The following is a 13,705-nucleotide window of genomic DNA, read 5'->3' on the forward strand; positions in this document are numbered from 1 at the left end:
GGGTGCAGGGCAAGTGCGGGTTCAGCGGAGGCCGCGCTGGGACGAGCAGGGATAAGCGGGGAAACCTAATTGTTACACTGTGGTTTGTCCGGCGCTGCAACTATGATCAGGTTTATCCACGCAGGCCTCCTTATTCACGCAAATAGCGCAGCAATTTGTCAAAAGCCCGGTAGCTCAGGGCTTCAAGTAAATGCGATCGGTCGATCTCGGTACAATCGGCCAGATCGGCCACAGTCCGCGCGACTTTCCATAATTTATGAAAGCTGCGGCTCGACAGCTGCAGTTGCTGCACTGCCTGCTCCAGAAAGATGCTGTCGGCGCTGTGCAGTGGACAACTGCGTTCTAACTCACCGCTGCTGAGGCGGGCATTCGGTTTGCCCTGACGGCTCAGCTGACGTTCTCGCCCGGCCAATACCCGTGCCGCGACCTGAGCACTGCTGTCGCCAGTCTGGGCCTGACTGAGCTGGCCGGCCGGCAATAACGGCACTTCAAGCTGTAAATCAATGCGGTCCGTTAGCGGACCGGAAATACGTGCCAGATAGCGCAGAATTTGTTCCTTGCTGGCGCGGCCATCCAAGTGATGCCCGGTTGGGCTCGGGTTCAGCGCTGCCACCAACTGAAACTGCGCCGGAAACTCGGCCTGGCGACCGGCCCTGGAGATATGTACCACGCCGGTTTCCAGCGGCTCACGTAGCGCGTCCAGCACGTGGCGCTGAAATTCCGGCAGTTCATCGAGGAATAACACGCCATGATGCGCCAGCGAAATTTCGCCGGGCTTGGGTAATTTACCGCCGCCGGCCAGCGCTGGTGCCGAGCTGGTGTGATGGGGCTGACGAAACGGTCGCTGGCGAAAACCGCCGGGCGCCGGCAACGCGGCAATTGAATACAAGGCGGCACTTTCCAGTGCTTCACTGAAAGTCAGCGGCGGCAAAATACCGGGCAGACGCTGCGCCAGCATCGACTTGCCGGTACCAGGCGGGCCGTACATCATTAAATTATGCGAGCCGCAGGCAGCGATTTCTAACGCCCGTTTGGCATGTTGTTGGCCTTTAACATCCGATAAACACAGTGGGTTATTTATAGGTGTCGCGACTGGTGCCGGGATGGCGGGCAATGCCTGTTGACCGAGTAAATGGCTGTGCACCTGTAGCAGGTGCCAGGCGCCGAGTACACCGGCGTCAGGGATTTGCTGCGCTGCGATGGCGTTTTGCATCGGCAACAATAATGAGCGCCCGGCTTGTTGTGCGGCGAGTGCCAGTGGAATTTCACCGACAATAGGCCGGATCTCACCGGAAAGCGCCAACTCGCCATAAAATTCGGTGTCTCCTACTGCAGAGGCGGGCAGCTGGCCGCTGGCGACCAGAATGCCAATGGCGATCGGCAAATCAAACCGACCACCTTCTTTGGGTAAATCGGCAGGGGCCAGATTGACGATTATTTTGCGATCCGGAAAGTCAAAACCACAGGTCAGCAGGGCGCTGCGCACCCGGTCCCGGGCTTCCCGCACTGTGGTTTCCGCCAGACCGACCAATTGAAACGCCGGCAAACCAGCCGACAAATGCACTTCAATCGTCACCGCCGGAGCGTCCAGCCCCAGTCGTGCCCTGCTGTGGATCAGCGCCAGTGTCATACACATCCTTGCGAAGGGATAAACTTAACTGTTTAGCAAAAGGTTAATATATTGCAAATAAATTTGTTGATTTACACCGGTCGGCGCACTGACTTTCTTCTTCTCACGGAAGCCGCTACACTGGCCCCTTATCAGTCATTCAGCTGTTTTTTCTGACGTATTTCGCCCGGGCCTCCATGATCACAGAAGTGCAAACTGCAAAAAGTCGTTATCTGTTTTACCGGGTGATCGGATATCTGCTGGTGATCCTGTCGATGTTTATGCTGCTGACCGCCGGTGTTGCAGTGTATTTTAATGAACAAAGTTTCTGGAGTTACCTGACCAGCAGCCTGCTGACGATCAGCGTGGGTTACAGCTTGGTGTACAAAGGCCGCCACGACTTTGTGTTGATGAAACGCCAGCTATTTTTGCTGACCACCTTGTGTTGGGTGTCGATCTGTTTATTTGCTACTTTGCCGTTTGTGCTGGTGCTGCCTGGCATCAGCTATGTCGACGCCGTGTTTGAAACGGTGTCGGCAATCACCACCACCGGTGCTACGGTACTCAAAGGCCTTGATACCATGCCACGTGGCTTGTTGTTCTGGCGTGCGGTGCTGCAGTGGATTGGCGGCGTCGGCATTATCGTGATGGCGATTGCCATTTTACCGGCATTGAAAATCGGCGGGATGAAGTTATTTAAAACGGAAAACTCGGATATTTCCGAGAAGATCCTGCCGCGTAGTTCCAGTTTGTCGCTGATGATTGGCGTGGTCTATCTGACGATGTCGGCCAGCTGTATGACGCTGTTTTATCTGTTTGGTATGAACGGATTTGATGCGATCACCCATGGCATGACGACGGTCGCCACCGGTGGTTTTGCCAACTATGACGCATCCTTTGGTCATTTTAACGATCAGCCGGAATTGCTGTGGATCGCCTCCGTCTTTATGCTGCTGTCTGCGTTACCGCTGGTCCTGCTGGTTGGCACTTTGCGCGGCCATAAGTGGCTGTTATTGCGGGATCCACAAGTGCGGGCGTTTTTGTCGATCACCGCGTTTTGTGTAGTGTTGCTGACGTTGTATCAGCATCATCACAATGACAGGCCGTTGCTCGACGCGTTGACCCATACCACTTTTAACGTCATTTCGATTATCACCACTTGTGGTTATGCCAGTGAAAACTATGCAGCCTGGGGTGGCCTGGCGCTGATCATCTTCTTTTATCTGACTTTTTCCGGTGGTTGTTCTGGTTCGACGACCGGCGGCCTGAAAATATTCCGTACGCAGCTTGCCGGCCTGTTGCTGATTAAACAATTTAAACTGCTGGTCCATCCGAATGCGGTCTGGGTACAGAAATATGGCAGTAAACCGGTCAATGACCAGCTGCTTGGTTCAGTACTGGCATTTTGTTTTATATATTTTGCTTCAATAGGCGCCTTGGCACTGGGCTTATCAATGTATGAGCTGGATTTTGTCACGGCGCTGACTGGCGCGGCGACCGCGATCAGTAATGTTGGTCCGGGCCTGGGGCCGGTAATTGGACCGGATGGCACATTTGCCAGTTTACCTGATGGCGCCAAATGGCTGATCAGCTTTGGTATGTTATTGGGCCGGTTGGAAATTCTGACCGTGCTGTTGTTGTTTACCCCGATGTACTGGCGTTTTTAACGCCGCTGGCGGCACCGGCAGATTTTTGTCTATTTGCCTTGCGTTGCTGTTGTTTTCACCTAAAATGACGATCCGTCAACTTTTCACGGATCGACAGATGACAGATGTGAAGTCTTCTTTGACTCCCGCTGCGGCACCCGCCGTTGCACTGTCGCCAACGCCCCGCAGCAAAGCGCGGCAGCAACGTGAACAGCAGTTGTTGGAGCTGGCGCAGCAGGTCCTGCGTCAGGACGGCTTCACCGGTCTGACCATGGACCGCCTCGCCAGCTTGTCAGATGTCTCGAAAGGCACCCTCTATAACCATTTTTCCAGTAAAGAAGATGTGCTGACTGCGCTCAGTGTCGATTCTCTGCAACGGTTATTACAGTTGTTTCAGCACGCCAGTACCTTCAGCGGCCATAGCCGCGAGCGTGCTTTGGCGCTACATCATGCTTATCACAAATTCAGTGCTGCGGAGCCGACGTTGTTTTTATGTCTGCTTAGTGCAGCGACGCCGGGCGTGATGGAAAAAAGCTCACCAGCGCGCTTGCAGCAGCGCCAGCAACTGGAAATGCAGTTGCTGCAATACTGTCAGCATGTGCTGTCAGACGCACTGGACGATGGCAGTCTGCAGCTGCCAGTGGGCGTATCGCTGGAGCAATGGTCTTTTATCAACTGGGCGCTGGCATTTGGGTGCAACGCACTGTTTGTACCGCTGCGCCAGCTCGGACTTTTTGCCGGTTTGGCCGCGCCGCAAGTTAATTTACACAGTATCAATTTATTGTTTGATGGCATGGGCTGGTTGCCACTGTCATCCGGTTGGGATTACCAGCAAAGCTGGCAGCAGATTGGCCAGATGTTCGGCAGTCAAATTGCCGATGGCACGGACCCCCTATTATCGCCACGTAAGCAGGAGCAGGCATGAAACATCCTTGGTTAGATTATTCGGTGCAACGGCCTTGGCTGGCCATTGCACTGGTGCTGCTGGTGACAGTGTTGTTCAGTATCGGGGCGAAGAATCTGTATTTCCGCGGTGATTTCCGCATCTTTTTCTCGCAAGACAACCCGCAGATGCAGGCGTTTGAACGGATGCAGGCGCAGTTTAATAAAAGCGACAATATGCTGGTGGCGGTGGTGCCGGTCGAGGGCGACGTGTTCAGCCCTGAAGTATTAACGGTGGTGAAAAAACTGACCGACGCCGCCTGGCAAACCCCTTATTCACTGCGGGTCGACTCCATCACCAATTTTCAGCACACCGAAGCACAGGATGACGACTTGCTGGTCGAAGATTTGTTGCTGGATGTGGCAGATTTAAACGAAGAAAAGATAAGCAAAATCAAGAATGTTGTGCTGAATGAACCCGCGCTAGTCAAACGGCTGGTATCGGAAGATGGCCTGATGACCGCGGTGAATATTACGGTGCAACTACCGGAAAAAAACCAGAATCAGGAAGTGGCAGATGTATACAGCCACGTGGCGGCGCTGACAGAAAAACTGGCAGCAGAACATCCGACCGTACAATTTAAACTGGCCGGTGTCATTGCACTGAACAATGCTTTTACTGCCGAAGCGCAACATGACGCCAGCCTGCTGGTGCCGATGATGTTTGTCACGATAGTGCTAATCCTGGCGTTGATGCTGCGTTCTGCACTGGCCGCTTTTGCTGTGGTAATCATCATCATTCTGACCATTACCTCGACGCTCGGGCTGGCCGGCTGGGCCGGCGTGTTCTTAAGTACCGCGACGGTCAATGTGCCAACTTTGGTGATGACGCTGGCGGTCGCTGACAGCGTGCATCTGATTGCGTCGACGCAGTTTTTGATGCGGCAGGGCCATGCCAAACCTGAAGCTATCCGCCAGGCGATGCTGTTGAACGCGATGCCGGTATTTATCACCAGTGCCACCACCGCGATAGGTTTTGTCACACTGAATTTCTCGGAAGTGCCGATTTTACGCGATTTCGGCAATATGGTGGCGGTGGGGGTGATGATCGCCTGGCTACTGACTATTTTGTTACTGCCGTCGTTACTGGCTTTACTGCCAATCAGTTCAGGCCATGATTCTAAAGATTTTTCCGGCATGGATGCGTTGGCTGAATTTGTCATTCGCCGGCCTGGCCCGATCTTGGTTGGTACTGTCGTGCTAACCCTGCTTGGTGGTTATCTGACTATGCAAAACCGGATTAACGATGAAGCGGTTAAATACTTTTCGCAGAACACGGAGTACCGTCAGGCTGTTGATTTAATGGAAGAGCGTCTCGGCGGCGTATCGTTGATGGATTTTTCCATCGAAACTGGCATTGAATCCGGTGTCAACGAGCCGGCTTTTATCGCAGCCATTGATGCTTTTGGTGATTACCTGCAAAGCCTGCCGGAAGTGAAGCATGTCAGCCGGATCAGTGACACCTATAAACGGCTGAACAAAAGTATGCATGGCGATGACCCGGCGTATTATCGCCTGCCGGAAAGCCCGGAGCTGGCGGCGCAGTATTTATTGATGTACGAAATGTCATTGCCGTTTGGTCTGGATTTAAGTAATCAGCTGGATCTGGATAAAAGTGCCACTAAGGTTGGCATTACGATGCAAAACCTCGGTAGCAAAGAAATGACTGCTATTGAAGACAAGGCGTTGGGGTGGTTTCGCCAGCAATATCCGCAGTATCAGATCGAAGCGTCCAGTACCGCGCTGATGTTTGCGCATATCGGTGAGCGCAATATGGCCAGCATGATGCAAAGCCTGCCGCTGGCTGCAGTGCTGATCTCGGGGCTGCTGATGCTGAGTCTGCGTTCATGGAAACTGGGCACCATCAGTTTGTTGCCTAACATGGTGCCGGCGCTGTTGGGCTTTGGTGTCTGGCAGCTGTTGTCCGGTGAGATTAATCTGGGCTTGTCGGTGGTGGCGTCAATGAGTCTCGGCATTATCGTCGACGATACCGTGCATTTTTTGGCCAAATATCAACATGCCCGTCAGGAGGGCCGTAGCGCCGAAGACGCGGTGCGTTATGCCTTCCATAGCGTGGGCTGGGCCTTAGTTGTCACCACAGTCGTATTGGTGATCGGCTTCTCGGTGTTGTTGTTATCTGATTTCCGGCTGAATTCTGATATGGGCCTGTTGACCGGCATTATTCTGCTGATCGCGCTGATTGTTGATTTCTTATTTTTACCGGCGGTGCTGCTGAAACTGGACCGCAAACCCTATAAAACACTGTCATCGACAGCTGATACGAACGGAGTCTGATATGAATAAAGTGCATCACACCAACCTCGCAAAACCGCTACAGCGCTTCTGGCCGGCTGTATTGTGTCTTGGTCTGCTCAGCGCCGCGCTTAGCGGTGTGCCGGTGGCAGCCGATGATGGCGGCAAAGGTCTGACTATTGCCAAAGAGCGGGTGGCGCGGGATGAAGGCTGGAAAGACAGTGAGTCGAAAACCACCATGGTGCTGCGTAATGCTCAGGGTGAAGAGAATAAACGCGAGATCCGCAGTATCAGCCTGGAAGTGGCCAATGACGGTGACAAAGGCCTGACGATTTTTGATGAGCCGAAAGACGTGCGGGGCACGGCTTTTCTGAACCACTCACACACCGGTAAACCAGACGACCAATGGTTATATCTGCCGTCGGTCAAACGGGTTAAACGCATCGCATCCCGCAATAAATCCGGCCCTTTTATGGCCAGTGAGTTTGCCTATGAAGACTTAAGTTCGTTTGAACTGGCGAAATTCAAATTCACCTGGCTGCGCGACGACACCTTAGATGGCGAAGCAGTATTTGTTGTAGAGCAAGTGCCGGTCGATGAATTTTCCGGCTACAGCAAAAGTGTGGTCTGGCTTGATCAGGCGGAATACCGCGCACGCAAAATCGAGTTTTATGATCGTAAAAATGCCTTGTTAAAAACGCTGGTGATGTCGGATTACAAACAATATCTGAATAAGTACTGGCGGCCGCTGAAGCTGCAGATGACTAATCACCAGACCGGCAAAAGTACCGATCTGCTGGTGAGGGATATTGAATTTGGTAAAGGCCGGACCGATGCCGACTTTGATACCAATGCGCTGCAGCGTAGTCGTTGATTGCCGATTGGGCCGGTCATCGGACTGGCCTGAGAATTGCTGAGTGATTTCTTTTGTGCAGTTGGTAAAGCTGCAGAATTCAACCATGCTGAAAACAGCGTTCACCTCGGCAGTGTCAGATCCCGGAACTGAATCATGCAATTAAACATCTGTTGGGTTTTATGTGTGGCGGCTTTGACCGCCACTGCACCGCTGCAGGCTGCCACGCTTGGGCCTGTCACGACAAAAGATACTTTGTGGAGTCTTGCCCGCGCCGCCCGGGGTGATGCACCGTATTCGATGTATCAGGCGATCATCGCGTTGCAACAGAAAAACCCGACCGCGTTTATCGGCAATAATGTGCATCATGTCAAACTTGGCGCTGTGCTGGAACTGCCGACAGAGTCTGAAATTGCCGCGGTGGATTTGGTCACGGCACAACAAAAAGTTGAGGCCGATGCCGAAAGCTGGCGGCAATGGGTTGCCACGCGGCAACAGGCGGGCGGCAGTCATTCCGCTGGCACCACTGTCGCTAGCACGTTAAACGCTGCGCCAACCAAGCGCAAATCACGCGGTCTGTCGTCACAGGCCACCGCGGCCTTAGCCCTTCAGGTCCAACAACAGAGCAAGCAACGCACCGCTCAACAGACTGCGCCGGCTACCGCAGCTATTGCACCAGCAGTGACTGATGTCGCGGACAGTGCAGATCTGCCAACAACCCCTTCACCGCGACCTGCACCGGATATTGCCGAAGCGCCGGTAGCGCTGCCAGTCCGGGAAGCCGAAACAGACTGGAGCGAACGGCTGCAAACCGACACCACGTTGGGATTGGACTGGCGCTGGTTTTCGAGTCGCGGCGCGCAGGGCCAAAGCCGTAGTGCTTTGAGTGGCAGTGCTTTAGTCGAATGGTACTGGCAGTCTGAAGATGAACGCAGCAGCTGGAGCATCAGTCCGTATTTACGCTTGGACCAACGCGACAGTGAACGCCATCTGGTGGATTTACGTCAGGCTTATTGGCTGACCGTCGGAGATGGCTGGGAGTTTAAAGCCGGCGTTGACAAGATTTTCTGGGGTGTCACTGAGTCTATCCATCTGGTTGATATCATCAATCAGACCGACTGGGTTGATGCTATTGACGGTGAATCCAAACTTGGCCAGCCACTGGCACAACTGACACTCAGCGGCGACTGGGGTAATTTGCAGAGCTTTGTGCTGCCGTATTTCCGTGAACGCACTTTAAGTGGTGCCGAAGGCCGCTTACGTTTACCCATTCCGGTGCTGGCTGACGATGCGGTGTATCAGTCCGATCGCAAACAACGGCACCTGGACTGGGCATTGCGTTACAGTCAGCAGATTGAACAGGTTGATATCGCGTTGTCTTACTTCAGCGGCACCAATCGTGACCCGCGCTGGCTGCCGGTGGCGCAGGGCGCAGCTTTGCAGCCGTATTACGAACAGATGCGGCAGATCGGTGGGGAAGGGCAATGGATCGTCGACAGCTGGATCTGGAAACTGGAGGCGATCCGGCGCAGCAGTGATATTGAGCAATTCAGTGCCGCAGTGGCAGGGTTTGAATACACCACTGTGGGCGCCTTTGATTCGGCCGTTGACCTTGGCTGGCTGCTGGAATATCAGTATGACAATCGCGGAGCGCTGGCTCCGGTGCCCGGCCAACGCGACCTGTTTGCCGGGATGCGTATCGCGCTGAATGACGAAGCCGGCAGTGAGTTATTATTCGGTATCGCACAAGACCTGCAAAGCGGCGGGACCCGTAGCGGTATGTTAGAAGCGTCGATGCGGTTTAGTAACAATATCAGACTGCGGCTAGACGCTTGGTTTTTTCAGGCGGTGTCTATCCAACAACCAACCTGGTGGTTACGTCAGGACGACTATATTCAGTTAGGCTTTGATTACTATTTCTAAGGATTCTGGGGTGTGTAGTATGAAACACTGGCTGGCAAGCGTGTTGTTGTGCTGGTCTGCATTGGTTGCTGCCGAACCCCGCACCATAGTCGTTGGCATTGAACAGATTGACTATTATCCGCATTACGATTTTAGTGCCGGTCAGCAGCGCGGTTATTTCTATGATTTGATGCAACTGTTTGGTAAAAAAAACGGTGTGCAGATCCGGTTTACAGCGCTGCCGGTGAAACGGCTTTACCAGGAAGCCAACAACAACATCGATGTGGTTTATCCGGATAATCCGAACTGGCAGCAATACATGGTGGCTGAATACAGTAAAACCTTCAGCGACCCGGTGATTTACACACTGGGCAGCACTATGGTGTTACCGGAAAACCGTCAGATGCCGCTGGAAAATTTTCGGTCTTTAGCCGTGATCCATGGCTTTGCCCCACACCGTTGGCTGGAGCTTCAGCCCCGTTACAAATTCCGTATCGTGGATGTCGCCGACAGTGCATCGGCACTTGGACTGGTGTTAAAAGGCCGGGTGCATGGTGCTTCAATTGAATTGAATGTGGCGAATGAATATCTGCGCCGACAGGGGCAATCAGGGGCATTAGTCGCGGCGGAGCAGCTGCCTTTTACCGAGTTGCCATTTTTATTATCCAGCGTGAATAAGCCGGAACTCATCATCGAATTTAATCGTTTTCTGCAGCGACATCCGCTTGAAATCCAGCAGCTGAAACAAAAATATCAGCTGCTGGAACATCGCTCACAGCTCAAAGCACCCTAAGGTAACGCCTGATGGCCGCAGGCACGATCCGGTGTTTTTTGCCAGTCAGCAGTCTGAGTCCGGCACTTGCCGCATTGGGCGGGCAGCCCGAAATATCACGTTTTGTTTGGCAGGCACGGGCTTCACAAGTAAACTGAGCCCCAGTTTTTTAGCTATAGATGTGAGTTTGATATGTTTGAGTGGATTTCAAGCCCGGAGGCCTGGATAGCTTTGGGCACTCTGGCCGCGCTGGAGATCGTATTAGGTATTGATAATATTATCTTTTTATCAATTTTAGTCGGACGTTTGCCAGAGAAACAACGCGCTTTTGCCCGTCGTCTCGGTTTAGGCCTGGCCATGTTTGCCCGTCTGGCCCTGTTGTTTTCTATCTCCTGGGTGATGGGTTTAACCGAAACCTGGTTCACTGTACTCGGGAACGACATCTCTGGACGTGACGTGATCCTGATTGGCGGTGGTTTATTCCTGCTGGCAAAATCGACGCAAGAAATTCACCACAGCTTAGAAGGTGCCCAGGAAGAGCCTGGTGCGCCGAAAGTTGTTGCCAACAATCTGATGATGATACTGATCCAGATTATGATCCTCGATATCGTGTTCTCATTGGACTCGGTGATCACAGCTGTGGGCCTGGTCAATGACATCGAAATTATGGCGATTGCCATTATCGCCGCAGTCGCTGTGATGATGTTTGCTGCCAAACCTATCGGTGATTTTGTTGACGCGCACCCGACCATTAAAATTCTGGCACTGTCGTTCCTGATTTTAGTAGGCGTCACCTTGATGATCGAAGGTTTTGATGTGCATGTACCGAAGGGTTATATCTACTTCGCGATGGCCTTCTCCTGTTGCGTCGAGATGGTTAACATCCGTCTGCGCAAAAAATCTACCCCAGTACAGCTGCATAAAGATCTGCCGTAACGATCTGTGCTGAGTTGATTAAAAAAGCCCGCGATGCGGGCTTTTTTGTTTTACCGGCAAAGTGCAACGACCGCCATTTTGCGCTGATTATTTGCTGATCCGGCCGCTGCGGCCAAACACCGGGATAGTCAGGTGCCAGCGAATGGCAGCGAGCCTCAACAACAGACAGGCCAGCATACCGGCCAGCATCGCGGGTAATGGTGCTACTTGCAGGGCCAGCAGCTGGGTATACACCAGACCACCAAAAATACAGGTCACTGCGTACAATTCTCCCCGAAATACTAACGGGATCTCCCGGCACAATACATCGCGGATCATGCCGCCACAGACACCACTCATAGTCCCCATCATGATCGCAACAAAGTCCGAGGTACCATACGCCAGCGCTTTTTGTGCGCCCATCACGACAAAAAATGCCAGACCTATCGCATCGGCAATTTGCAGCGCATTATTGGGGATAGTCAGGCGTTTACGTACCAGCAGAATAGTCAGCGCCGTTGCGCCAAAAATCGCGTAAAAATAACTGTTGTCCGATAACCAAATCACCGGCACATCGAGGATCAGGTCCCGGATAGTGCCACCGCCAATCGCAGTCACTGTTGCAAGGACTATCACGCCGAAACCATCCATTTGTTTTCGCCATGCTGCCAGCGTGCCAGCGATGGCAAATACACCGATCCCCATCAAATCAAACCAGTGAAAAAGCTGTTCCATCCGCGGTCCCTCAGACTAAAAACAGCCATCTTAACGCAGAATGGCGGCCGGTGCAGCGCTGGACTGCGGCCTTCTGTATGACCACCTGAGTAGGGGCAGTTGATAAGGAATTTATAAATTACTGATATTAACCTGATGTTAATTTCGTGGGTTTTTTCTTGGCTATGGTTGCTGGGCTGCGGCGAGTCTTCGCAGTATTCAGGAACATTGAAATAAAAAACATACAAGAGGAAACCTCATGAAACCACAACATCTGAGCCCATTGGCGTTGGCCGTCACGCTGGCGTTCTGCGCACCACTGCAAGCTGCGCAGGTCGTTCCGGCGACCAGCATTCTGAATGGTCAGGCACTGAGCAGTCTTGACGGCACGCTGGACGATCGCAGCGCTGAGCCGATGAGCTTTAAAGCTTTGCAACAAATCAAACGTTTTGACGGCAAAACCAAAAGCCGCTACCAACAACAATTCCGCGGTATTCCGGTGTGGGGCCACAATGTGGCGGCCATTAATGCAAATGGTCAGTATGCAGATATCAGCGGCACTGTAGTCACCGGCATTGAAGATGACTTGCCCAATGCCAAACCAGCGCTGGCGCCGGAGCAGGCTATTCTGGCCAGTCGCGGCGGTGACAGTCTGCAGGCCGCCGATGCAGCGGAACAAACAGCGCTGCAGGCCGAACTGTCAGCACAATCCGCCAATGCCAAACTCTGGGTTTATCTGGACCAGAATGACACCGCCCGCTTGGTCTATATCACGCATTATGTGACGCAACGTGGTCAGCACCCAAGCCGACCATACAGCATCATTGACGCCAATAGCGGCAAAGTGCTGCAAAGCTGGGACGGCATTGCCCACGCCAATGCCACCGGCCCTGGTGGCAATACCAAAACCGGTCAATACCAATATGGTACGACCTACGGTTATCTGGATGTCGATGCGAATTGCCGGATGAGCAACGTCAATGTTGATACCATCAACCTTAATGGCGCCACGTCGGGCGGCACCATTCACCAGTTTACCTGTCCGAACAATACGTTTAAGGCCATTAACGGTGCCTATGCACCATTAAATGATGCGCACTATTTTGGTGGCGTAGTATTTAACTTGTATAAGAGCTGGTTCAACGTCAATCCATTGAATACAAAGCTGAAAATGCGGGTGCATTACGGTAGTAGTTATGAAAATGCATTTTGGGACGGTACCCAGATGACCTTCGGCGACGGCGCCAGTCGTTTTTATCCGCTGGTCAGTCTCGATGTCTCGGCGCATGAAGTCAGTCATGGTTTTACCGAGTTCAACTCTGGCCTGGTCTACAGCGCACAATCGGGTGGTATTAACGAAGCGTTTTCCGATATGGCCGGTGAAGCGGCTGAATATTTTATGAAAGGCAGCAATGACTGGCAGGTCGGCGCCGACATCTTCAAAAGTACAGGCGCTTTGCGCTATATGGACGACCCGACCAAAGATGGCCGATCCATTGGTCATGCCAGCAACTACACCAGTGGCATGGATGTTCATCACAGCTCAGGCGTGTTTAACAAAGCGTTTTACCTGCTAGCGAATAAATCTGGCTGGAATACCCGCAAAGCCTTCGAAGTATTCACTGTGGCCAATCAGGTGTACTGGACAGCCAATGCCACTTTCGTCAGCGGCGCCAACGGTGTCTGCCGGGCGACCAAAGATAAAGGCTACAACACGGCCGATGTGCAGGCCGCATTCAGTGCAGTAGGCGTCACCACCACTGACTGTGGCACTGTGACACCACCAGATGGCACTTCCGGTTCCCTGCCAAATCTGGCAGCAACAACCGGTAACTGGACCCGCAACACCATCACAGTACCAGCTGGCAAAACCAAACTGACGGTGACGATCAGCGGTGGCACCGGTGACGCTGATCTCTATGTCCGGTTCGGCAGTCAGCCAACGACCAGCACCTATCAGTGCCGGCCTTATAAAACCGGTAATGCGGAGAGTTGTGTGATTAATAATCCACAAGCCGGTGTCTGGCACGTCGGCTTGCGCGCCTACAGCAGTTTCAGCGGTGTGACGCAGACCTGGTCGTATCAATAACGGTCTCTGG

General features: G+C 52.9%; 10 protein-coding genes. 8 read left to right on the forward strand and 2 right to left on the reverse strand.

What is annotated here, in order from left to right; all coding sequences use genetic code 11:
• Positions 1-130 precede the first annotated feature (130 nt).
• A complete protein-coding gene (locus ACQ66Q_RS10725) occupies positions 131-1,630 on the reverse strand; it encodes a YifB family Mg chelatase-like AAA ATPase (protein WP_430456792.1) in 1,500 nt (499 codons plus the stop codon).
• Positions 1,631-1,818: 188 nt separating this feature from the next.
• On the opposite strand from ACQ66Q_RS10725, the gene ACQ66Q_RS10730 reads away from it, so the two are divergent.
• From ACQ66Q_RS10730 to ACQ66Q_RS10760, 7 genes are all read left to right on the forward strand, one after another.
• The gene (locus ACQ66Q_RS10730; protein WP_430456793.1) at positions 1,819-3,276 is read left to right on the forward strand and encodes a TrkH family potassium uptake protein; all 1,458 of its coding nucleotides are present in this window, start codon (positions 1,819-1,821) and stop codon (positions 3,274-3,276) included.
• A gap of 97 nt (positions 3,277-3,373) precedes the next feature.
• Positions 3,374-4,180, forward strand: a complete 807-nt coding sequence (locus tag ACQ66Q_RS10735) for a TetR/AcrR family transcriptional regulator (RefSeq protein WP_430456794.1) — start codon at positions 3,374-3,376, stop codon at positions 4,178-4,180.
• Entirely contained in the window at positions 4,177-6,492 is a 2,316-nt protein-coding gene (locus tag ACQ66Q_RS10740) for an efflux RND transporter permease subunit (protein WP_377245396.1), read from the forward strand. The genes ACQ66Q_RS10735 and ACQ66Q_RS10740 overlap by 4 nt, the downstream gene beginning before the upstream one ends.
• A gap of 1 nt (position 6,493) precedes the next feature.
• Complete coding sequence (locus ACQ66Q_RS10745) at positions 6,494-7,324, forward strand: outer membrane lipoprotein-sorting protein (protein ID WP_430456795.1); 831 nt, start codon at positions 6,494-6,496, stop codon at positions 7,322-7,324.
• 135 nt (positions 7,325-7,459) lie between these two features.
• Complete coding sequence (locus tag ACQ66Q_RS10750; protein ID WP_430456796.1) at positions 7,460-9,226, forward strand: FimV/HubP family polar landmark protein; 1,767 nt, start codon at positions 7,460-7,462, stop codon at positions 9,224-9,226.
• A gap of 19 nt (positions 9,227-9,245) precedes the next feature.
• Positions 9,246-9,998: a substrate-binding periplasmic protein gene (locus ACQ66Q_RS10755; RefSeq protein ID WP_430456797.1), complete on the forward strand. Its 753-nt coding sequence runs from the start codon at positions 9,246-9,248 to the stop codon at positions 9,996-9,998.
• A gap of 171 nt (positions 9,999-10,169) precedes the next feature.
• Entirely contained in the window at positions 10,170-10,913 is a 744-nt protein-coding gene (locus ACQ66Q_RS10760) for a TerC family protein (RefSeq protein ID WP_377245384.1), read from the forward strand.
• 87 nt (positions 10,914-11,000) lie between these two features.
• On the opposite strand, the gene ACQ66Q_RS10765 is transcribed toward ACQ66Q_RS10760, so the two are convergent.
• On the reverse strand, positions 11,001-11,627 hold the full coding sequence (locus ACQ66Q_RS10765; protein ID WP_430456798.1) for a trimeric intracellular cation channel family protein: 627 nt from the start codon (positions 11,625-11,627) through the stop codon (positions 11,001-11,003).
• 238 nt (positions 11,628-11,865) lie between these two features.
• On the opposite strand from ACQ66Q_RS10765, the gene ACQ66Q_RS10770 reads away from it, so the two are divergent.
• Entirely contained in the window at positions 11,866-13,695 is a 1,830-nt protein-coding gene (locus ACQ66Q_RS10770; protein WP_430456799.1) for a M4 family metallopeptidase, read from the forward strand.
• Positions 13,696-13,705: the final 10 nt, after the last annotated feature.

The sequence above is a fragment of the Rheinheimera sp. genome (genome assembly GCF_965283995.1).
Classification (GTDB): Bacteria; Pseudomonadota; Gammaproteobacteria; order Enterobacterales; family Alteromonadaceae; genus Pararheinheimera.